This is a genomic window from Ferrovibrio sp. (assembly GCF_036381655.1).
Classification (GTDB): Bacteria; Pseudomonadota; Alphaproteobacteria; order Ferrovibrionales; family Ferrovibrionaceae; genus Ferrovibrio.
On sequence record NZ_DASVCJ010000040.1, the window covers coordinates 63,867 to 84,104 of the forward strand.

The 20,238-nt window shown below is 68.1% G+C and carries 19 protein-coding genes; 7 read left to right on the plus strand and 12 right to left on the minus strand.

Going from position 1 to position 20,238, the window contains the following annotated elements:
- Positions 1-4 precede the first annotated feature (4 nt).
- The 3 genes from VF194_RS08205 to VF194_RS08215 form a co-directional block, all read right to left on the minus strand.
- Positions 5-1,351, minus strand: a complete 1,347-nt coding sequence (locus VF194_RS08205) for a TRAP transporter large permease subunit (protein ID WP_330889862.1) — start codon at positions 1,349-1,351, stop codon at positions 5-7.
- Between the two features lie 2 nt (positions 1,352-1,353).
- The gene (locus tag VF194_RS08210; RefSeq protein WP_330889864.1) at positions 1,354-1,911 is read right to left on the minus strand and encodes a TRAP transporter small permease subunit; all 558 of its coding nucleotides are present in this window, start codon (positions 1,909-1,911) and stop codon (positions 1,354-1,356) included.
- A gap of 63 nt (positions 1,912-1,974) precedes the next feature.
- Positions 1,975-3,018, minus strand: coding sequence for a TRAP transporter substrate-binding protein (locus tag VF194_RS08215; RefSeq protein WP_330889866.1), 1,044 nt, complete (start codon positions 3,016-3,018; stop codon positions 1,975-1,977).
- A gap of 186 nt (positions 3,019-3,204) precedes the next feature.
- Here VF194_RS08215 and VF194_RS08220 point away from each other — a divergent pair, with 186 nt between their 5' ends.
- The 4 genes from VF194_RS08220 (at position 3,205) to VF194_RS08235 (ending at position 7,290) form a co-directional block, all read left to right on the plus strand.
- Positions 3,205-3,960, plus strand: a complete 756-nt coding sequence (locus tag VF194_RS08220; RefSeq protein ID WP_330889868.1) for an SDR family NAD(P)-dependent oxidoreductase — start codon at positions 3,205-3,207, stop codon at positions 3,958-3,960.
- Between the two features lie 16 nt (positions 3,961-3,976).
- Positions 3,977-5,698 carry an FAD-dependent oxidoreductase gene (locus VF194_RS08225; protein ID WP_330889870.1) on the plus strand — a complete coding sequence of 574 codons (1,722 nt, stop codon included), beginning with the start codon at positions 3,977-3,979 and terminating at the stop codon, positions 5,696-5,698.
- Between the two features lie 93 nt (positions 5,699-5,791).
- Complete coding sequence (locus VF194_RS08230) at positions 5,792-6,649, plus strand: IclR family transcriptional regulator (RefSeq protein WP_330889872.1); 858 nt, start codon at positions 5,792-5,794, stop codon at positions 6,647-6,649.
- A 74-nt stretch (positions 6,650-6,723) separates the two neighbouring features.
- Positions 6,724-7,290, plus strand: coding sequence for a type 1 glutamine amidotransferase domain-containing protein (locus tag VF194_RS08235; protein WP_330889874.1), 567 nt, complete (start codon positions 6,724-6,726; stop codon positions 7,288-7,290).
- Between the two features lie 20 nt (positions 7,291-7,310).
- On the opposite strand, the gene VF194_RS08240 is transcribed toward VF194_RS08235, so the two are convergent.
- On the minus strand, positions 7,311-8,297 hold the full coding sequence (locus VF194_RS08240) for a Gfo/Idh/MocA family oxidoreductase (protein WP_330889876.1): 987 nt from the start codon (positions 8,295-8,297) through the stop codon (positions 7,311-7,313).
- A gap of 3 nt (positions 8,298-8,300) precedes the next feature.
- Positions 8,301-8,444, minus strand: coding sequence for a hypothetical protein (locus VF194_RS08245; RefSeq protein ID WP_330889878.1), 144 nt, complete (start codon positions 8,442-8,444; stop codon positions 8,301-8,303).
- Between the two features lie 173 nt (positions 8,445-8,617).
- Between VF194_RS08245 and VF194_RS08250 the strand changes: the two genes are divergently transcribed.
- A complete protein-coding gene (locus VF194_RS08250) occupies positions 8,618-10,723 on the plus strand; it encodes a methyl-accepting chemotaxis protein (RefSeq protein WP_330889879.1) in 2,106 nt (701 codons plus the stop codon).
- Between the two features lie 148 nt (positions 10,724-10,871).
- On the opposite strand, the gene VF194_RS08255 is transcribed toward VF194_RS08250, so the two are convergent.
- The 3 genes from VF194_RS08255 to VF194_RS08265 form a co-directional block, all read right to left on the minus strand.
- On the minus strand, positions 10,872-11,051 hold the full coding sequence (locus tag VF194_RS08255) for a DUF1328 domain-containing protein (protein ID WP_330889881.1): 180 nt from the start codon (positions 11,049-11,051) through the stop codon (positions 10,872-10,874).
- 423 nt (positions 11,052-11,474) lie between these two features.
- A complete protein-coding gene (locus VF194_RS08260; protein WP_330889883.1) occupies positions 11,475-12,740 on the minus strand; it encodes a glycosyl hydrolase in 1,266 nt (421 codons plus the stop codon).
- Between the two features lie 151 nt (positions 12,741-12,891).
- Positions 12,892-14,478 carry an MDR family MFS transporter gene (locus tag VF194_RS08265; protein WP_330889885.1) on the minus strand — a complete coding sequence of 529 codons (1,587 nt, stop codon included), beginning with the start codon at positions 14,476-14,478 and terminating at the stop codon, positions 12,892-12,894.
- Between the two features lie 265 nt (positions 14,479-14,743).
- Between VF194_RS08265 and VF194_RS08270 the strand changes: the two genes are divergently transcribed.
- On the plus strand, positions 14,744-15,919 hold the full coding sequence (locus tag VF194_RS08270) for a hypothetical protein (RefSeq protein WP_330889887.1): 1,176 nt from the start codon (positions 14,744-14,746) through the stop codon (positions 15,917-15,919).
- Between the two features lie 22 nt (positions 15,920-15,941).
- Here VF194_RS08270 and VF194_RS08275 read toward each other — a convergent pair whose 3' ends face one another.
- Both VF194_RS08275 and VF194_RS08280 read right to left on the minus strand, forming a co-directional pair.
- Positions 15,942-16,163 (minus strand): hypothetical protein, encoded by a 222-nt coding sequence (locus VF194_RS08275; protein ID WP_330889889.1) that lies wholly within the window; start codon positions 16,161-16,163, stop codon positions 15,942-15,944.
- A 24-nt stretch (positions 16,164-16,187) separates the two neighbouring features.
- Positions 16,188-16,418: a hypothetical protein gene (locus VF194_RS08280; RefSeq protein ID WP_330889891.1), complete on the minus strand. Its 231-nt coding sequence runs from the start codon at positions 16,416-16,418 to the stop codon at positions 16,188-16,190.
- A 36-nt stretch (positions 16,419-16,454) separates the two neighbouring features.
- On the opposite strand from VF194_RS08280, the gene VF194_RS08285 reads away from it, so the two are divergent.
- Positions 16,455-17,144 carry a porin family protein gene (locus VF194_RS08285; protein WP_330889893.1) on the plus strand — a complete coding sequence of 230 codons (690 nt, stop codon included), beginning with the start codon at positions 16,455-16,457 and terminating at the stop codon, positions 17,142-17,144.
- Between the two features lie 49 nt (positions 17,145-17,193).
- Here VF194_RS08285 and cueR read toward each other — a convergent pair whose 3' ends face one another.
- Together cueR and VF194_RS08295 are read right to left on the minus strand one after the other, a co-directional pair.
- Entirely contained in the window at positions 17,194-17,586 is a 393-nt protein-coding gene (cueR, locus tag VF194_RS08290) for a Cu(I)-responsive transcriptional regulator (RefSeq protein ID WP_330889895.1), read from the minus strand.
- Between the two features lie 22 nt (positions 17,587-17,608).
- Positions 17,609-20,107, minus strand: a complete 2,499-nt coding sequence (locus VF194_RS08295; protein ID WP_330889897.1) for a heavy metal translocating P-type ATPase — start codon at positions 20,105-20,107, stop codon at positions 17,609-17,611.
- Positions 20,108-20,238: the final 131 nt, after the last annotated feature.

Genomic DNA, 20,238 nt, shown 5'->3' on the forward strand with positions numbered 1-20,238 from the left:
CCCGCTATTTGCCAAACAGGGTTCCGGGCAGCCACAGCGCCAGCTCCGGAAAGAATACCGTCAGCAGCAGCGCAAGCAACTGAATGACGACGAAGGGCATGATGCCGCGATAGATGACGCGGGTGCCGATCTCCGGTGGCGCGATGCCGCGGATATAGAACAGGGCATAGCCGAACGGCGGCGTCAGGAACGAGGTCTGCAGGTTGACGGCGAACAGGATGGCGAACCACAGCAGCACCTGCTCCTTGGGCAGGCCGAAATCCAGCCCGGCAATGATCGGCGCCACGATGGGGATGACGATGAAGGTGATCTCCACCCAGTCGAGGAACATGCCGAGGACGAAGATGAAGGCCATGATGACGAACAGCACCCAATAGGCATTGGTGCCGGCCTCCTCGGCGCCGAGCACGTCGGCGATCATGGTATCGCCGCCCAGCTTGCGGAAAATGACGCTGAAGATGGTGGCGCCGATCATCACGAACATGATCATCGCCGTGGTCTTGGTCGTCTCCTGCAGCACGGCGGTGAACTGCCGCCAGTCCAGCTGCCGCGTCGCCAGCGCCAGCAGGAAGGCGCCGGCGGCGCCCAGGGCGGCCGCCTCGGTCGGGGTGGCGATGCCGGCGATGATCGAGCCGAGCACGAGCAGGATCAGCACCAGGGGCGCCAGCAGATCGCGCGCCAGGCCGAAAGCGGCGGCGGCGAAGCCGATCCGCTCGCGCCGGCCCGAGGGCGGCATCACCTGCGGGCGGAAGATCGCCAGCAGAACGAGATAGGCGACATACAGCACGCCGAGCAGCAGGCCGGGGATCATCGCGCCGGCGAACAGGTCGCCGACCGAGATGCGCAGGGTATCGCCCAGCACCACCAGCATGATGCTGGGCGGTATGAGGATGCCGAGCGTGCCGGTGGCGGCGATGACGCCGGTGGCCAGCCGCGGGTCGTAGCGGTTCTCCAGCATGACCGGCAGCGCCAGCACGCCCATCAGCACCACCGAGGCGCCGATGATGCCGGTGCTGGCCGCCATGACGATGCCGATGATGGCGACCGCGAAGGCATAGCCGCCGGGCAGCGTGCCGAGCAGGCCGGCGAGCGAGCGCAACAGCCGCTGCGCGATCCCGGACTTTTCCAGGATCAGCCCCATGAAGACGAAAAGCGGCACCGCGATCAGCAGCCAGTTGCTCAGGATGCCGGAGAAGGTGCGGGAAACCCCGGTGGAGAGGAAGATCATCGGCACGTCGGCGGCGAAGGCGAACAACACGCCGATGCCGGCCAGTACCAGCGCCACCGGATAGCCCGAGAAGATTCCGAGCAGCAGGGCGGCGCACATCGTCAGCGGCCAGAAATATTCCACGGTCAGGCCTCGCGCCGCGACGGAAGGAAGAAGGAGAGGATCAGGCGCAGCGCGCGCGTCACCCCCAGCAGGCCGAGCAGGCCGAAGCCGAGCGGCATCACCGCCTTGATGATCCAGCGGTCGACCAGGCCGCCGTAGGACGAGCTTTCGCCCGAGTCGAACGCCGCCGCCATGTAGCGCCAGGCGAACCAGGTCATCACGGCGGCGAAGGGCAGCAGGAAGAAGAGATCGCCGAAGATGGTGACGATGCGGCGCAGGCGGTCGGAAAAACTGCCGGCGAGGAAATCGACGCTGACATGGGCGTCGGCATGCAGGGCGTAGACGCCGCCCAGCATCACCAGCAAGGCGAAGAGATGCCATTGCAGGTCGTTGAGGCCGTTCAGGGTCAGGCGCTCGCCGAACAGCGGCACCGGCACGCCCCAATCGAGCAGCACATTGGTGCGGGCCTGCACCATGGCGACGCCGATGCAGACGCTGAGCGTCAGGATCGGCACGGTCCAGCCGATCACCCGCCCGAGTGAGGCGCAGCCGGCTTCGATCGATTCAAGCAACCTGATCACGGATATCATCCTCGATGAATCGAGCCGCCGCCGGCCTGCGCCGGCGGCGGCGTATTGACCCGGTCAGTTGCGCGGCAGGGCCTGCAGCTGGTTCCAGCGGCCGACGCGCTTGATATAGGCGGTCAGCGACTGGTAGGCCTGATTGAACAGCGCATCCTTCTGGGCCTCTTCCTCCATCACCTCGGTGGAAGCCTTATGCAGGGCGGCCAGCACCGGCTCGGGGAAGCGCTGCACCTTCACGCCGGCCTTCTCGATCTGCTCGATGGCGGCGATCTGCGCATTCATCTGGTCGTACATGTTGTAGGTGATGTTGGCCTGGCAGGCCTCGACCATGATCTGCTGCTGCTTGGGCGAGAACTTGTTCCACACATCCATGTTGACGATGATCGTGTCCCAGCTCGCCGGCTGATGCCAGCCGGGGAAGTAGTAGTATTTGGCGATCTTCTGCAGGCCGAGCCCGAGATCGAGCTGCGGCGCCGAGAATTCCGCCGCCTCGATGCGGCCGCGCTCCAGCGAGACGAAGATTTCGCCGGCCGGCACGAGCTGCACATTGGCGCCCAGCTTGGCCATCGCCTTGGCGCCCAGGCCGGCGATGCGCATGTTGAGGCCCTTGATGTCGTCGACGGTCTTGATCTCCTTGTTGAACCAGCCGCCGGCCTCGGGCACGACCAGATGGCAGGGGATGATCTTCACGTGATGCGGATCATAGGCCTTCTGGATGATCTCCAGGCCGCCGCCCTGGAACATCCAGCCGAGGAACAGGTCCGGGTCCGGGCCGAAGGGCATCGAGCCGACCAGATTGGCGACCGGGATTTTGTTGGCCCAGTAGCCGACCCAGTCGAAGCCCATCGGAATCGAGCCGTTGCTGACCGCGCCGAACACCTCGAAGGGCGGCACGAACTCGCCGGCGCCGTGCACCTTGATCTTGATCTCGTTGTTGGTCATCAGCGCGACGCGCTCGGCCCATTTGACCGGGCTGGGGCCGATCGACGGTACCTGCAGGCCGAACACGCTCTGCAGATCGTAGTCCTTGGCGATTGCCGGCGTGGTGGCGAGCAAGGCTCCGCCAAAGGCAATAGCCGCCGCCTTCAAGAATAGCTGACGCATAAGTCCCTCCCCTCGGGGTCTGAAAACCGACCGATCATCCGGCGGCCCTTCTGGGCCCCGGCTGAGCATTCCTCCAATCGCGATCGCAGACGGCCCCGCGAACGGCCCGCTTGCAATCCGACAAGACGGAGAATATGAAATAACGAATACGTTCGCAATACACGAATTAAGATAGGACAAGGACCAATGGCTAAACTATTGGAAAGCGATGTCGCTATCGTCACCGGGGCGGCGCAGGGCAATGGCCGGGCCATCGCCTTCGGCCTGGCCGAACAGGGCGCCGCCGTGGCGCTGGGCGATGTGAAGGCCGCCGACTGCGAAGCGGCCGCGGCGGAAATCCGCAAGCGGGGCGGCCGGGCCTTCGCCGCCGCGCTCGACGTGACCGATGCCGCGCAATGCGCAAGCTTCGCCGCCCAGGCCGAAGCCGCCCTCGGGCCCGCCTCGATCCTGGTCAACAATGCCGGCATCATCCGCCGCGTCGGCATCGACGACCCCGACTACGACCGGCACTGGCAGGAGACGCTGACGGTCAATGCCACCGGCATGAAGAACATGGTGCGCGCGCTGCTGCCGCAATTGCGGCGCACCAGGGGCCGCATCGTCAATCTCGGCTCGATCAACTCCTTCGCGACCGGGCCGCGCGCCACCACCTACACCGCCAGCAAGGGCGCGGTGCTGCAATTCACCCGCGCCCTCGCCGCCGAACTGGCGCCCGAAGGCATCCGGGTCAACGGCATCGCACCCGGCGTGATCGATACGCCGATGACGGAGGCGACCCGCGCCGATCCGGCCGCCATCGGCCGCTTCATGGCGCATACGCCGATGGGCCGCACCGGCCGGCCCGAGGAACTGGTCGGTCCGGTCGTCTTTCTCGCATCCACCATGTCAAGCTACGTCACCGGCGCCATGCTGCCGGTCGATGGCGGTTATCTGACGCTTTGAGCGGAGTACGGCAGTTATGAACGCATCCTCCCCGATAACGAAAACCCATGATTGCGACCTGCTGGTGATCGGCTCCGGCGCCGGCGGCATGGCGGCGGCAATCACCGCGAAGCTGCATGGCCTCGACGTGCTGATCGTCGAGAAGGAGCCCGTCTATGGCGGCACGACGGCGCGTTCGGGCGGCTGGCTGTGGATTCCGGCCAATCCGCTGGCGGCGCGCGAAGGCATCCAGGACAGCAAGGAAGCCGCCCGCACCTATCTGCAGCACGAGGCCGGCAACCATTTCGATGCGGCGCGCGTCGATGCCTTCCTGGAGAACGGCCCGAAGATGGTCGATTTCTTCCAGAACAAGACCGCGGTGCAATTCGTGCTCGGCGCGCAATTCTCCGACTATCATCCCTATCAGCCGGGCGGCCTGGCCGGCGGGCGGTCGATCTGCGCCGAGCCCTTCGACGGCCGCGCGCTGGGCGATCGCATCAAGACGCTGCGGCCGCCGCTCGCCGAGATCACCTTCGTCGGCATGATGATCGGCTCGGGCAAGGAGCTGCTGCATTTCTTCAACGTCACCCGCTCGGTGGTCTCGGCGGCCTATGTCGCCAAGCTGCTGGTCAAATACGGCCGCGATCTTCTCACGCATGGCCGCGCCATGCGGCTGACCAACGGCAATGCCCTGGCCGGACGGCTGGCGAAATCCGCCTTCGATCTCGGCATTCCGCTGTGGCTGGAAGCGCCGGCGCAGGAGCTTTTGCGCGAGGGCGAGGCCGTGACCGGCGCGATCATCGGCTGCAAGGACGGCCCGGTGCGGGTGAACGCCAAACGCGGCGTCGTTCTGGCCACCGGCGGCTTTCCGCATGACATCGCGCGCCGCGCCAGGCTGTATCCGCATGCGCCCAGCGGCCGCGAGCATTGGTCGCCGACGCCCGAGGGCAATACCGGCGACGGCATCAGGCTGGCCAGCGCGCTGGGCGCGACCACGGCCGACGAGCTGCCCAATGCCGCGGCCTGGGTGCCGGTCAGCCGCGTGCCGCGCAAGGACGGCAGCATCGGCACCTTCCCGCATTTCATCGACCGCGCCAAACCGGGCGTCATCGCGGTGACCCGCGCCGGCACGCGCTTCGTCAACGAAGGCAACTGCTATCACGATTTCTGCCAGGCCCTGGTCAAGGCGAGCAAGAACCTGCCCGGCGAAATCTGCGCCTGGCTGATCTGCGATCATCCGACCCTGCGGCGTTATGGCCTGGGCCATGTGAAGCCCTTCCCGGTGCCGCTGTCGCATCAGATCAGGAATGGCTATCTCAAGCGCGGCGCGACCCTGGCCGAACTGGCGCAGGCCTGCGGCATCGACGCCGCGGCATTGCAGCGCACGGTGGCCGACTACAACAGCCATGCGCGCAAGGGCGAGGATCCGCAATTCGGCAAGGGCAGCACGGCCTATAACCGCTATCTCGGCGATCCCACGGTGAAACCCAATCCCTGCATCGCGCCGGTCGAGACCGGACCCTTCTATGCCGTGCAGGTCGTGATCGGCGATCTCGGCAGCTTCGCCGGCCTGAAGACCGATGCGCAGGCCCGCGTGCTGGACGGCCGCACCGGCCAGCCGGTGCCCGGGCTGTATGCCGCCGGCAACGACATGGCCAGCATCATGGGCGGCAACTATCCCGGCGGCGGCATCACGCTGGGCCCGGCGATGACTTTCGGCTATATCGCCGGCCGGCATGCCGCCGGTGTCGCCGATTGACAGGGCACGATTGACAGGACGCGAATGACAGGGCGCGAGTGACAGGCGCGGCCATACCCGCTATTGAAGGGAAAACTGGGTAGGCGAAGCGGCATGTCGGAAAAGGTGGCGGGCGCACAGCAGCCGATCTCGCTATACAGCGAGAACGATTCCGAGGCGCGGCTGCGCATCGGCGGACGCGGCGTGCAGTCGGTCGAAATCGGCGGCCGGCTGCTCAAGCTGCTCGCCGATGCCAGCCAGCCGATGATGCTGCGCGATCTCGCCACCCAGGCCGAGCTGACGCCGGGCCAGGCGCATGCCTATCTGACCAGCTTCCGCAAGCTCGAACTGGTCGAGCAGGACGCGGCCTCGGGGCGCTATCATCTCGGCCCTTTCGCGCTGCGCCTCGGCCTCGCCCGGCTGCACGGCACCGATCCCTACCGCCTCGCCTCGGAAGCGGTGATCGGCCTGGCGGAGGAACTGAGCCTGATGGTGGCAGTCACCGTCTGGGGCACGCATGGGCCGACCATCGTGCTGGTGCAGGAATCCTCCAACTACATCCACGCCAATGTCCGCCCCGGCGGCATGTTCACCGTCACCGGCACGGCGACCGGCAAGATCTTCGCCGCCTATCTGCCGCCCAAGCTGGTCGAGCCGGTGATACAGGCCGAATTGCAGGCGGCGCAGAAGGGCTGGAACAACAGCGGCGCGCTCTCCGGCGAGGCGCTGACGCGCGAGATCGAGAAGGTGCGCCGCGACGGCATCGCCGCCACCATCGACCTGCCGGTGCCGGGCATCAGCGCGCTGGCGGCGCCGATCTTCAATCACAGCGGCCATTTGCAGCTGGCGATCACCGTAATCGGCCCGACGCCGAAGATCGATGTCGGCCTCAGCGGCCCGCATGCCGAGGCGCTGCGCAATTTCACCCGCCGCATTTCCGCCCAGCTCGGCTATTTCCCGCCATCGGCGTGAGGTGCCGGCGCGGAACAAGCCGCCATCCGCCCGGTTGTCTCCTTTCAACACAAGCATAGAGAGGAGAGACAACGATGGCGAAGATCACCGAATCCCGCGTCCTGATCATCGCGGCCAACGGCGTCGAGCAGTCGGAACTGACCGTGCCGCGCGACCGCCTGCGCGAAAAGGGCGCGACCGTCGAGGTCGCCTCGCCGGACGGCCGTCCGATCCGCGGCTGGAACAAGGACGATTGGGGCGAGGACATCAAGGCCGATTGCCGCATCAACGACGTCAATCCGGCCGATTACGACGCCCTGGTCATCCCCGGCGGCCAGATCAATCCCGATCTGCTGCGCGTCAACCCCAATGCGGTGAGCGTGGTGAAATCCTTCGTCGAATCCGGCAAGCCGATCGGCGCGATCTGCCACGGACCCTGGCTGCTGGTCGAGGCCGATGCCGTGCGCGGCCGGCGCATGACCTCATACAAATCGGTGCGCAAGGATGTCGAGAATGCCGGCGCCACCTGGCTGGATCAGGAGGTCGTGGTCGATGACGGCATCGTCACCAGCCGCTCGCCCGCCGATCTGGCGCCCTTCGTCGCCAAGGTGATCGAGGAAATCCAGGAAGGATCGCATCGCCGCCGCGCCGCCGCCGAATAGCGGCCGCGCCGCTTCGCGCATCAGCCGGCGAGGATCATCTCGACCACGCGCTGCACCTCCGCCGCTTCCCGCAGGCTGGCCAGGGCGAGGCCCGCGGGCGGCGGCGCCTTCGCCGTCATCGCCGCCACCTTCGCCAGTTGATCGCGCAGCACCAGAGGCCGCGCCTTCTCGTTCGGGATGGCGGCTTCCGCCTCGGCCCAGCGGCCATCGCTGCCCTCGCGCTCGGCCACCGCCCAGTCGCGCAGGCGGATGCGGCCGCTCCCGCCGAAGATGGTGAAGGTGTTGTGGTCCGGCTTGTCGGTGCTGCCCACGCCGCCCGCAAGCGTCACCGGCAGATTGCCGGCGGACAGCGACGCCGCGATGCTGCGCTCGCTGCGCCCGGCTTCAGGATAGGCGACGCTGTGGCTGTGCAGCGTGAGCGGCCCGAACAGCCGCCGGGCGAGGAACAGGAAATGCGAGCCGACTTCGCGGGTGAAGCCGCCCTGGGCGCGCGCGTCCAGCCAGCCGATCGCATCCATCTGCCAGGGCCGCGGCCAATGGGCGAAGGCGATCTCGACCTCGACGCGCTGCACGGCGCCGATGGCGCCCTCAGCCAGCCAGCGCACCAGCTGGGCGACGCCGAGGCTGGAGGCGAAGGGAAAATTCACCGCGCCGCGGGCGCCGGCGGCTTCGGCCCCGGCAACGAAGGCTTCCGCATCGGCGATATCGACGGCGAGCGGCTTCTCGCAGAAGACGGCGCGGCCGGCGGCAAAGGCGGCGCGCGCATAGGCCAGATGCGAGGCCGGCGGCGAGGCGATGTAAAGGCAGTCGCAGGCGGCGATCACCGCATCGGCCGAAGCCAGCCGCGGCACCGCGGGCAGATCCTGCGCCAGGCGCTGCAGCGCCGCCTGCGAGGGATCCCACAATCCGGCGACCTCGACCACGGCCGGCGCGGCGCTCAACGCGGCGCGCAGCAGGCGTTCGCCCATGATGCCGTAACCGATGATGCCGAGGCGGATGGGGGACATGCGTCAGACTCTTTTCTGCGTGAGGCCGGAAAACGCGCAGATTACCGGCAGCCCGGCGGCGGCGCCATGCTTCGAATCGCGCCCTGCATTCGCTGCATCTTGGCTATGAGAAAACTGCAATTCATCCATCAACGGGTTTTCAGCCATAAAGGCATCGCCATCAGGACGAGCAGTCCTGCTGACACTTTCCCGTGGGCATGGGAAAGTTCCCCCCAGGCCTCTGCGGCATGCCGAGTGATACCGGCGGCACGCCACGCAGCAGAGGCCCACCCTCATACCCGATGCACCGCCCCGCCGGCCTGGCCGGCCAGGAGATCATGATGCGCGTTCTGTCCCGATTGAATATTGGTCCCCGTATCTACGTCGTCATCGTCCTGATGGCGGCGCTGACCATCGGCATCGGCTGGATGGGCATCTTCGCGATGGACCGCTATCAGGGCCAGACCAACCAGATGTCGGCACTGACCGAACGCGCGCTGATCAGCGAGCGCGTCGCCCGCCAGGTGGCGCAGATCGAGGCGCAGAGCCGCGGCATCTATGCCGCGCAGAATCCCCAGGAGATCAGCGAGTATGCCGGGGCGATAGCCGATACCATCGCCAGCATCGAAAAGCAGATGGAGCATTGGCAAAGCGTGCTGCCGCCGGATGTGCGCGCCAGCTTCGACGAGCAGGTCAAGGCGCCGATGCAGTCCTACTTCAATACGCGGCGCATGGTTGCCGCAACGGCGCTGAACGAAGGCGTCGCCGCCGCCATGATCGTCGGCGAGGACGATACCGTGGTCAACATGCGCAAGAAGATGGTCGCCGCCCTGAGCGGCGCCAGCGAGCGCAATGGCAAGCTGGTCGCCGACATGAACGGCCAGCTCGCCGCCTTCCACGGCGAACAGCGCATGATGATGATCGCCATCACCGCCGCCGGCCTGCTGATTGCCATCGTGATCGCGCTGCTGATCGTGATCGGCACGATCTCGCGGCCGATCACCCGCATCACGGCAACGATGCGCAAGCTGGCCGACGGCGACCTCGAGACCGTCGTCTACGGCGCCGAGCGCCGCGACGAGATCGGCGCCATGGCGCAGACGGTGCAAATCTTCAAGGACAACATGGTGGCGCGCAGCAAGGCCGAGGCCGAAATCGCCGAGCAGCGCCGCGAAGCCGAGGAGCGGCGCGCGCTGCGCGAGGCGCGCGAGCGCAAGGCCATCGAGGAGATTTCCGAACTCTGCGACCGCATCGCCGCCGGCGATCTCGGCATGCGGCTGGACGAGACCGGCAAGGAGGGCTTCCTGCTGACCATGTGCCAGCGGCTCAACGGCCTGGCCGGAATGCTGCAGGCGATGACCGGCGAACTGGCGACGATCACCGGCGCGCTGGCCGATGGCGACGTCACCCGCCATGTCGAGGGCGATTATGCCGGCGTCTTCGGCGAACTGAAGGACGGCGTCAACCGCATGGCCGGCCGGCTGAAGGATTTCGCCCAGCGCCTGCGCGCCAGCGCGGCGGCCGTGCGCGATGCCTCGGGCGAGATTTCCGCCGGCAGCCAGGATCTGGCGAGCCGTACCGAGAGCCAGGCGGCGAGCATCGAGGAAACCGCCGCCTCGATGCACGAGATCACCGCGACGGTGAAGCAGAATGCGGACAATGCCGCCGCCGCGAACCAGCTTGCCACGGCGGCGCGCGATACCGCCGAGAAGGGCGGCAGCGTGGTCAAGGACGCCGTCGCCGCGGTCAGCCAGATCGAGACCAGCGCGCAGAAGATTTCCGACATCGTCTCGCTGATCGACGAGATCGCCTTCCAGACCAACCTGCTGGCCTTGAATGCTTCCGTCGAGGCCGCCCGCGCCGGCGAGGCCGGCAAGGGCTTTGCCGTGGTGGCGCAGGAGGTGCGCGCGCTGGCGCAGCGTTCGGCCAATGCCTCGAAGGACATCAAGACGCTGATCAACGAATCGAATGCGCAGGTCAAGACCGGCGCGCAGCTGGTCAATCAGACCGGCGCCTCGCTGACCGAGATCGTCACTGCCGTGAAGAAGGTGGCCGACATCGTCGCCGAGATCGCCGCCGCCAGCCGGGAACAGGCCAGCGGCCTGGAGCAGGTCAATACCGCCGTGGCCAGCATGGACGAAACCACGCAGCGCAACGGCGCGCTGGTCGAGCAGACCTCGGCAGCGGCCCAGGCGCTGAGCGGGCAGGCCGGCGAACTGGCCGAGCTGGTCGCCTTCTTCCGCACCGGCGAAACGCCGGTCGCCGCCGCGCCGAAGGCGGCATTGCAGCCGGCCGGGGCGCAAGCCCCGGCGCAGGCCGCGCCGGCCGCCGCAGACAGGACGGCCAAGCCGGCGGAAAAGACGGCGGCGCGAAAGGCTGTGGCGAATCCGAAGCCGCCGCCCGCCGCCGCGCCAGCGGACGATCAGGACGACTGGCAGGAATTCTAAAGCGCCCTGAAGCTCCGCGCCGGCCGTCATGCGGTCCCAACCGGATAAAAAAAATGACGGGCACCGGGGCGCCCGTCGAGTTGGGGGGAAGGACAGGAGAAGAAAATACCCGGCGCCGCTCAGCACGATGCGGCGCCGGGGACGCGAACTATGTCAGCGGCGGCCTGCGGCCGGTGACGAGATAGGCGATCAGGCTGATGACGAAGACCGCCAGGAAGATGAAGAAAAGAATCTGCGCGATGCTGGCCGAGGCGGCGGCAATTCCGGTGAAGCCGAAGACGCCGGCGATGATGGCCAGAATGAAGAAGATCAAAGCCCAGTAAAGCATGGTCGCTCTCCTTTCCGGTAGCGCGGTCAGGTGGACACCTTCATCCGCTCTGGCGTCCACTTGTCTGGCGCCGGGCTGGGATCAGTGCGGCGAGGATGAAACACGTCAGCCCTGCTTTTGTGCCCTGCCGTTCCGTTGCTCTTTTCGGAGCATGACGCCGCCATGCCGGCGGCCGGCTTTGCTTCGCCTTGAGGCTGGCAAGCGAATGCGGCTGGATTTGACGGAAATTGCGGCAAGATCGCGGCATTTGCGCCGCCGTGCCCGCGCGCCGCGAAGAACGCGGCGGGGAACGCAACGCGGGTTCGTCCATTGTCCCGGCAGCCGATCTCGATCACGCCGCGGCACGCGAATGCCGGGCCAGGGCCATCGAACGATCACAGATTTTCCGGCGGGCTTGTTTTCGCCCGCTGCCGGCGGCCGGACCTACTTCACCTGGAACGGCAGGTTGGCGGTGGCGGCGGCGTTCTTGCCGTCGCGCACGGTGACGAACAGGCGGTAATTGCCCGGCTTCAATCCGGCGATGCCGACGCTTCTCGGTCCCGGCTCGCGCAGCGCCTGCGGGAAGCTGGGCGGCACGCTTTCCGCATCGCCGCCCTTCTTCACGTCGGCGCTTTCCGCCATCACCGTCCAGACCACGCCGACCGGATCGCCGTCGGGATCCTCGGTGGCGATCTCGGCGCGGCCGGTCTTGTCGGCGGTCCAGCTATCGCCCTGCGTGAGCTTGAAGCTGGTGATGCGCGGCGCGTGGTTGCCGTTCGGCGTCGCGCCGCCCCAGGCGGTCGCCATCACCTCGGCGCTGCGCAGCCACTCGCCGTCGGGCAGCAGCTGGCCGTGCCAGGTCGGCGTCACTTCCTGCTTCTGGCCCCAGTAGAAGACGAGCTGGCCCTGCGTGCGCGGCATCAGCGCGGTCAGGTAGCGCGACAGCAGCACGGCCTTTTCATCGCTGGAGGGCTCGACCGGCGCGCCCCAGTCGGTGCGCCTGGCATCCCACTGGCCGAGCGCGCCGAGCTCGGTGACGATCAGCGGACCGGTCCAGCCCTGCGCGCGCACCCGGTCGGGCAGGCTGGCCAGCGCCTCGCCGAAGGAATTCACCCCGAGCACCTGGATGCTCGGCGCCAGCCGGCGCAGCTTGATGATCTTTTCCTTGCCGGTTTCCGCCAGCACGGCCATGACCGGATGATGCGGATCGCGCTGGCGCACCAGCCTGGCGGTCTCCTCGATCGCCTTGAAGGCCAGGGTGGCCTGCTCGCCATCCTCGGGCAGTTCGCCTTCGACCTCGTTGCCGATGCCCCACATCAGCAGCGCCGGACTGTCCTTGAACTGCTCGACAATGTCCATCAGCTTGGCGAGCTGCTGATCGACCGCCCTGCGGTCGGTATAGTCGAAGCCGCGCCGCGGCGGCTCCAGCCACAGCCCGGCGATCACCTTCAGGCCGTATTTCTGCGCCTCGCCCAGCACATAGGGCGTCTCGTCGCCGTAGCTGCGCACCACCGTGGCGCCGAGCTGGCGCAGCAGGTTGAGGCGGCTCTGGCCGTCAGCGCCGCGGATCGCAAACGGCTTGCCCTCGACCAGAATCCGATCGCCGTGCACGCTGACCTCGGCCGCGCGGGCCGGCGCAGCAGCGTAGAGCAGTCCGGCGCAGAGCAGGGCCGGCAGGGTGAGACGAGGCAGGAAACGGTGGCACAACATGGGCGACACTCTTGCCGCGAAGGATCGGCGGAGGCAAGCGACTAAACCGTGGTTCTTTGTCGCTTGACAGGAACCGGCCATCGGCGGCGGCGTTCCGCACCGCACTGTATCGCTATCTGGAGTAGGCAGGCGGGCCGGCGGTGCTAGCCGTTCAATCCGCCGGCGCGCCGGCAGGCACTTCGTCGCCGCTCATCCCCGGCGTCGTGCGCAACGGGATCTCGCGCAGCAGCAGGAAGACGGCCAATGCCACCGCCGCGATCACCGCGCCGAGGCCGAAGACCTCGTGGAAGCTGCGCAGTATCGCTTCGGCCAGCGCCGGATGCAGCGCCGCCGGCGCCAGGTCCAGCGCGCCGGTGCCGGCATGCAGGAGGCGGATGCCGGGCTCGGCGCCCAGCGCCGCCGCCAGGTCCGGCGCCTGCCCCGCCCAGTGATTGAGCCGGGCGATCAGCACCGCGCCGAACAGCGCCACCCCGAAGGAGCCGCCCATCGAGCGGAAGAAGGAGATCGAGGCCGTGCCGACGCCGAGATCGCGCGGCTCGACCGCATTCTGCACCGTCACCAGCATCACCGGCATGACCAGGCCGATGCCGAAGCCGCTCAGCGCCATATAAACGCCGACCCTCAGCAGCGAGGTATGCAGCGGCGCGGTGGCCAGCAGCGTCATGGCGATGGTCACCAGCGTCAGGCCGATCATGGGAAAGATCTTGTAGCGGCCGGTGCGGGCGACGAGCTGGCCCGAGGTGATCGCGCCAGTCACGGTCAGGCAGGTGAGCGGGATCAGCATCAAGCCGGAATCGCCCGGCGAGAGGCGGTAGACCACCTGCAGGAACAGCGGCAGGAAGATCAGCCCGCCGATCATCACCATGGAGAGCAGAAGCCCCGCCGTGTTGGCGACGGTGAAGGCGCGGTTGCGGAACAGCCGCGGCGGCAGGATCGGCTCGGGCGCGCGCGCCTCCTGCCAGAGGCTGAGCAGGAACAGCGCGGCGGCGGCGATGCCGAGCCAGAGGATGACCGGCGAGGACCAGGCGGCGTCGTTGCCGCCCATGGTGGTGATCAGCAGGATGCAGGTCACCGCCGCGACGATCAGCACCGCGCCGGGATAGTCGATCTTGTGGCGCAGGCGCTTGACCTGCAGCCGCTTGAGCGTGGTCTGCGCCACGAACAGCGCGGCCAGCCCCAGCGGCAGGTTGATCCAGAAGACCCAGGCCCAGCTCAGATGCTCGACGAACAGGCCGCCGAGCACCGGGCCGATCACGCTGGACGCGGCAAACACGCTGGCGATGTAGCCCTGATAGCGGCCGCGCTCGCGCGGGCTGACCACGTCGGCGATGGTGGCATGCGCCATCGCCAGCAGGCCGCCGCCGCCCAGGCCCTGCAACGCGCGGAAGGCGATGAGCTGGCCCATATCGCTGGCCAGGCCGCAGAGCAGCGAGGTGAGCAGGAAGATCAGGATCGCGGTCTGCAGCATCAGCTTGCGGCCATAGAGGTCCGACAGCTTGCCGTAGATCGGAGTGACGGCGGTGGAGGTCAGCAGATAGGCCGAGACGATCCACGACATATGCTCGACATCGTGCAGATCGGCGGCCATGCGCGGCAGCGCCGCGGCGATGATGGTCTGATCCAGCGCGGCGAGGAACATGCCGAGCATCAGCCCGGCGATGATGACGACCTTTTCACGATGGGAAAACTGCGGCCGTCCGGGAGCCGGCGATGCGGCAGCGAAAGCAGGGGCAGACATGGGGATTTCAGCTTTTTTCTAATGCGGCCGGCGCGAGACGAGCCGGACACCGATAATCGTCCGTATACGTTACGGCGGCGCCGGCGAACTGGCAAGGAAGAAACACGGTAACGTGACCGATGAACGCATGGCGGTTCTGCCCTCGTCATGCCGCAAGCCGGCATCCGGGGCCCAGTCCTGTTTCCGCGCGCGCGGCAGCGGCGCATCAGGCATTCCAGCCGGGAGTGTTTCCAGGTGTTCGGGAAATGCTCTAGCCTCTGCCGCCATGGCCGCCTCGCCCCTCCGTCCGACCATGCTCGTCGCCATGCTGATCCTGGCCGGCTGCGCTGCGGTGGCGGTGGATCCCTACCGGCCGACCCCGGCGGCGATGCAGCAGCCGCATCCCGAGGCCGTGCCGCATACCGACCATAAAGGCGCGGTCATGCTGCGTTACGATCCGCAGCGTTCGTTCCTGCCGCGCGCCCTGGGCGGCGCGCTGGTCGATTACCGGCTCGGCGTGCGGCGCGGTTTCGCGTCGGCTTTCGCGGCCGATTTCAATGCCGTCGCCGCCGATCCGGAGCAGCCGCTCGATGCGCTGCTGCGCGCCGCCGAAGGCTCCGGCGTCGCCCTGCTGCGCCCGCGCGAGGAAACGGCCGCCGCAACGCCTCATCCCGTCCTGCTGGATGCCGCGCCGGCGGTCGTGGTCAATGTCGCGCGCGATCCGGCCCGCATCGACGCCTTCGCCGCCATCGTCAAGGCGCATCCCAGGCAGCCGGTCTGGGCGATGCTGCCGGCGGCGGGCAAGCCGGGCCAGCCGATGCCGAACCCGGCGCAGGCGCGCGCCCTCGCCTTCGCCGCCCTGGTGCATGGCGCCAGCGGGCTGATCTGGCTGGGCGAGGACAATTACGCCGCGCGCAATGCCGGCGCGATCGGCATTGCCGCCGCGCCGCAGCTCGATTACGGCATCGGCACCGCCGATCCGCCGCCGCGCAGCAGCGTGGCGAAACCCTACATCGCCACGCCAAAAGAGGTGGCGGCGGCGAAGCGGCTCTGGGACAGCATCGCACGGCTCAACCGCGTGCTGATCCGGCTGACGCCGGCCTTGCTGCAGCCCGATGCAAGGCGGCCCTATTCGGTTGCCGTCGCCGCCAGTGACCGGGATGCCAGTGACCGGGATGCCAGTGGCCGCGATGCCACTGGCCGCGATGCGATGGCGGCGCCGGTCCGCACCCTGCTGCGGCCCTGGGAAGGCCGCGAGCTCGTGCTGATCGCGGTCAATCTGGAAAACCGCAGCCATGCCCTGCGCATCGCCTTCGCCCAGCCGCTGCATCATGTGGCGCGGCTGCCGGCCGGCGGCCGCCTCGGCGTGGACCGGGAAGCCGTGGATGCCGATGCGGCCGCCGGCACGATCCGCGACCGCATCGAGCCTTACGGCGTGCGGCTCTACCGCCTGGTTCCCTGAAAAACGGATCGCGCCGCGGCGGCTATCTGGTGAGCTGGAAGCGGTCGCTGAGCTTTTCCGCTACGTCGCCGGGCAGCGCATGGCTGTCGAAGGCATGTTGCAATTCGTGCGCCAGGGACTGCGCCGCCTCGGGAGAGCGGGCCGCCCGCACCCGCACGGATTTATTGCGCAGGGTCGCCACGACGAAACAGTTCGCACCCGGGCGGGCGGACTCGAAAGCGATATCGGCAGTATATAGACGCATGCAGGCGCTCCATCGCGAGTGCATTCACGGAACAGGTTGGAAGGCCGGGTTGACATTGAACACTGCAGCGGCGCAGATGTTCCGCGCCGCAATACCGCTCTCGCCGCATCGCCGCGATGCGCCGCCGCTCAACCCAGTGGTATGAAACGCCGGCTGCATCGCTTTGTTCCAGGATGGCACCGGCAAAATATTTTTCGCGGAAAGCGGCATTAACGGCATTGCAGTCCCGTTTTCGCCGCCTAGCTCATGTCTCATATCCACGCCTCTCTCATGCAGGAGGGATATGTCGTCATGGCTGCGATCCTTGCCCGCTGTCCTGCCCTTTGCCGCATCGGCGCGATGGCGGCGGCATTGGCGGCCTTCGCCTATGCCCTGCCGGCGGCGGCGCAGCAGGGCGGCAATGACGGCTGGAGAGCCGAGCGGCTCGGCTCCGGCTGGTATGGCGTGCTGAGCGGCGCCTGGCTGTTCCCGCGCGATGTCGACGGCAATGCCGACGGCCAGAGCGTCACCGTGGAAAGCAGCGACGGCTTTGTCCTCTATGGCGGCGCCGGCTATCGCTTCAGCAACAATTTCCGCCTGGAAGGCGAGCTCAGCTACGGCAGCCACGATTACGATTCGATTTCGATCGGCGGCGCATCGAGGGGCCTCGGCGGCGATCGCGATCTCTATGCCCTGACGGCGGCGATCTATTACGACATCGATACCGGCACGGTGCTGACGCCCTATCTGGGCGCCGGCGGCGGCCTGCTGTATCAGAATAGCGGCCGGCCGGCGGCGACGGCGAATGGCGCGACGGTGCCCGGCGGCGACAATTCCACCGACCTGACCGCCTTCGGCGAGGTCGGGCTCAGCTACAAGCTGAGCCAGCGCTTCGACCTGGTGCCGTCCTACCGCTATCAGTGGATCAACGACAACCATGCCGGCCTGGACGACAGCGACATGCATGTCCTGCGGCTCGGCCTGCGCTACTGGTTCGATTGAGCATCAAAGCATCGCGGCCCGCGCCGGCGGCCGTCCGCGCCTTTGCGTTTCAGGCATCCCCGCTCAGATCATCGAGGATCGGGCAATCCGGCCGCGCATCGCCGTGGCAGGCTTCGGCGAGATGCTGCAGGCTGCGCCGCATCGCCTGCAGCTCGGCGATCTTGCGGCCCAGTTCGTCGATATGCTTGAGCGCGATGGCCTTGACCGCCTGCGAGGAGCGCGTGCGGTCGCGCCACAGCCCGAGCAGGGCGCGGATATCCTCCAGCGAGAAGCCGAGATCGCGGGCGCGGCGGATGAAGCGCAGCATATGCACCTCCTGCTCGCCGTAGCGGCGATAGCCGCTGGCGCTGCGCCCGGCCGCCGGCATCAGGCCGATGCTTTCGTAATAGCGGATCATCTTGGCGGTGACGCCGGAGGCTTCGCTGGCCTGGCCGATATTCATAATCGCTCCCTCCTCCGCAGCGTCATGCCGGGCGCCAGCGCTTGAGCAGCAGGGCATTGGTCAGCACGGATACCGAACTGAGCGCCATCGCCGCGCCGGCAAAGACCGGATTGAGCAGACCGAAGGCGGCGAGCGGGATGCCGACCAGATTGTAGATGAAGGCCCAGAACAGATTCTGCTTGATCTTGGCATCCGTCGCCCGCGCCAGGGCGATGGCCGCCGCCACCAATCCGGGATCGCCGCGCATCAGGGTCAGCTCCGCGGTCTGCATGGCGACATCCGTGCCGGTGCCCATCGCGATGCCGATATCGGCCGCCGCCAGGGCCGGCGCATCGTTGACGCCGTCGCCGACCATGGCGATGCGCCCGCCCGTTTCCCGGCGCAGCCGGGCGATCAGCGCCGCCTTGTCCTGCGGCAGGATTTCGGCCTCGACCCGATCGATGCCGAGCCGCCGCGCGATCGCCGCCGCCGCGCCCCGGGCATCGCCCGACAGCATGGCGGTGCGGATGCCCATCGCCTTGAGCCGGGCGATGGCGGCGGCAGCGGTCGCCTTCGGCTCGTCGCCGAACGCGATCAGGCCGAGCAGGCGCGGGCCAGGATTCGATCCGGAATGCTGTCCCGGCGCGCTTTGCGCCAGATACGAGATCGTGCGGCCCTGCGCCGCCAGGGCGGCGGCGCGGTCCTGCAGCGGCGCAAGATCGACGCCATGCTCCTGCATGAGACGGGCATTGCCGAGCAGCAGCGGCCGGCCGTCGACGATGCCGGATACCCCTCTGCCGGGCAGGTCGCGAAAATCCCGCAGGCTGCCCAGCGGACCATGGGACGCGGCATGCATCGATGCGCGCTCGCGCAGCGCCTGGGCCAGCGGATGCTGCGAGCCGGCCTGCAGCGCGGCCGCCGCCTGCAGCAGCGCCGTCTCCGTGCCGACCTGCACGACGATATCGGTGACCGCCGGCCGCCCCTCGGTCAGCGTGCCGGTCTTGTCGAACGCCACCAGGCTGACCGCGCGCGCCGCCTCCAGCGCGTCGGCGTCCTTGATCAGGATGCCGTGGCGCGCCGCCAGCCCGGTGCCGACCGTCAAGGCGGCCGGCGTCGCCAGGCCGAGCGCGCAGGGGCAGGCGATGACCAGCACGGCAATGGCGTGCACCGCCGCCGTCTCGATCACGCCGCCGCCCAGCGTCAGGGTCAGCGCGAAGGTGAGCAGCGCGATCAGCGCGACGACGGGGACGAAGACGGCGCTGATCCGGTCGACCAGCTTCTGGATCGGCGGCTTGCTCGCCTGCGCGGTCTCCACCAGGCGGATGATGCGCGCCAGCATCGTCTCGCCGCCGCTGGCGGTGATGCGCGCGACGATCAGGCCGTCGCGGTTGATCGTGCCGGCATGCGCGGCGTCGCCGCGCAGCTTTTCGACCGGCAGGCTTTCGCCGGTCAGCATCGATTCGTCGACGCTGCCATGGCCTTCGACGATCTCGCCGTCGGCGGCGAAAGCCTCGCCGGCGCGCACGACCAGAAGATCGCCCGGCTGCAGCATCGCGCTCGGCACCGTTTCCTCGCGGCCGTCGGGCAGGCGCCGCCGCGCCGTCGCCGGCTTGAGCTGCATCAGCGCGCGCAGGGCCGCGACGGTCTGGCCCTTGGCGCGCGCTTCGAGCCATCTGCCGAGCCGCACGAAGGCGATCACCGCCACAGAGGCCTCGTAATAGAACTGCGGCGCCGCCGCGCCGGCGGCGAACAGGTTCCAGGTGCTCAGGCCCCAGGCGGCAGAGGTGCCGAGCGCCACGAGCAGATCCATGTTGCCGCTGCCGGCGCGCAGCGCCTTCCAGCCGCTGCGGTAAAAGCGCCAGCCGAGCAGGGCCTGCACAGGCGTGGCGATCAGGAATTGCAGCCAGCCCGGCGGCATGAGCTGATGCCAGCCAGCCAGCTCGAAGCCCATGCCGGCCAGCAGCGGCAGGCTCAAGGCCAGCGCCAGCAGGGCCAGGTTGCGTTCGCGCGCGATCAGGCGGGCTGCTGCATCGGCGCGCCGATCGAGCGATGAAGCAGCCTCGTCAAAAGGGCGGGCGTCATAGCCGGCCCTGTTCACTGCGGCGAGCAGCGCCGCCATATCGACCAGGCCGCGCGGGGCGGTGACCGCTGCCTGCCCGGCGGCGAGATTGACGCTGGCGGCCTGCACGCCGGGGACGGCCAGCAGGGCCTTTTCGACATGGGCGACGCAGGAGGCGCAGGTCATGCCGCCGATCCTGAGCGGCAGATGCTCGCGCGGCACGCCATAGCCGGCCGCCTCGATGGCGGCGACGAGCGGCGCGACGGGGGCGGCGGGGGCGGTCAGATCGACATGGACGCTCTCGCTGGCGAGATTGACCCGCACGGCGGCGACCTCCGGCAGGGTGGCCAGGGCCTTCTCGATCCGGCCGGCGCAGGAGGCGCAGCTCATGCCCTGCACCGGCAGGTCATAGGCGGCGCCGCTGGCGGCCGCCAGGGCGGGGGCGGGGGCAGCGGCGGGGACGGAAACAGGGTTCACGGACATGCAGGAACTCCGGATGGCAACGCTGCCCCATCAGATAAGGCTTCCCATCATGGGAAGGTCAAGGCGCGGATCTGAAATACCGTCGCTGACTGTGATATGAATTTGCAAATTCAATGAATTCAATACGGTAA

Coding starts and splice junctions, on each gene's coding strand:
- VF194_RS08215 (WP_330889866.1), bottom strand. CDS start 3,018: ATGCGTCAGCTATTCTTGAAGGCGGCGGCTATTGCCTTTGGCGGAGCC.
- VF194_RS08220 (WP_330889868.1), top strand. CDS start 3,205: ATGGCTAAACTATTGGAAAGCGATGTCGCTATCGTCACCGGGGCGGCG.
- VF194_RS08225 (WP_330889870.1), top strand. CDS start 3,977: ATGAACGCATCCTCCCCGATAACGAAAACCCATGATTGCGACCTGCTG.
- VF194_RS08230 (WP_330889872.1), top strand. CDS start 5,792: ATGTCGGAAAAGGTGGCGGGCGCACAGCAGCCGATCTCGCTATACAGC.
- VF194_RS08235 (WP_330889874.1), top strand. CDS start 6,724: ATGGCGAAGATCACCGAATCCCGCGTCCTGATCATCGCGGCCAACGGC.
- VF194_RS08240 (WP_330889876.1), bottom strand. CDS start 8,297: ATGTCCCCCATCCGCCTCGGCATCATCGGTTACGGCATCATGGGCGAA.
- VF194_RS08245 (WP_330889878.1), bottom strand. CDS start 8,444: ATGGCTGAAAACCCGTTGATGGATGAATTGCAGTTTTCTCATAGCCAA.
- VF194_RS08250 (WP_330889879.1), top strand. CDS start 8,618: ATGCGCGTTCTGTCCCGATTGAATATTGGTCCCCGTATCTACGTCGTC.
- VF194_RS08255 (WP_330889881.1), bottom strand. CDS start 11,051: ATGCTTTACTGGGCTTTGATCTTCTTCATTCTGGCCATCATCGCCGGC.
- VF194_RS08260 (WP_330889883.1), bottom strand. CDS start 12,740: ATGTTGTGCCACCGTTTCCTGCCTCGTCTCACCCTGCCGGCCCTGCTC.
- VF194_RS08265 (WP_330889885.1), bottom strand. CDS start 14,478: ATGTCTGCCCCTGCTTTCGCTGCCGCATCGCCGGCTCCCGGACGGCCG.
- VF194_RS08270 (WP_330889887.1), top strand. CDS start 14,744: ATGGCCGCCTCGCCCCTCCGTCCGACCATGCTCGTCGCCATGCTGATC.
- VF194_RS08275 (WP_330889889.1), bottom strand. CDS start 16,163: ATGCGTCTATATACTGCCGATATCGCTTTCGAGTCCGCCCGCCCGGGT.
- VF194_RS08280 (WP_330889891.1), bottom strand. CDS start 16,418: ATGAGACATGAGCTAGGCGGCGAAAACGGGACTGCAATGCCGTTAATG.
- VF194_RS08285 (WP_330889893.1), top strand. CDS start 16,455: ATGGCTGCGATCCTTGCCCGCTGTCCTGCCCTTTGCCGCATCGGCGCG.
- cueR (WP_330889895.1), bottom strand. CDS start 17,586: ATGAATATCGGCCAGGCCAGCGAAGCCTCCGGCGTCACCGCCAAGATG.
- VF194_RS08295 (WP_330889897.1), bottom strand. CDS start 20,107: ATGTCCGTGAACCCTGTTTCCGTCCCCGCCGCTGCCCCCGCCCCCGCC.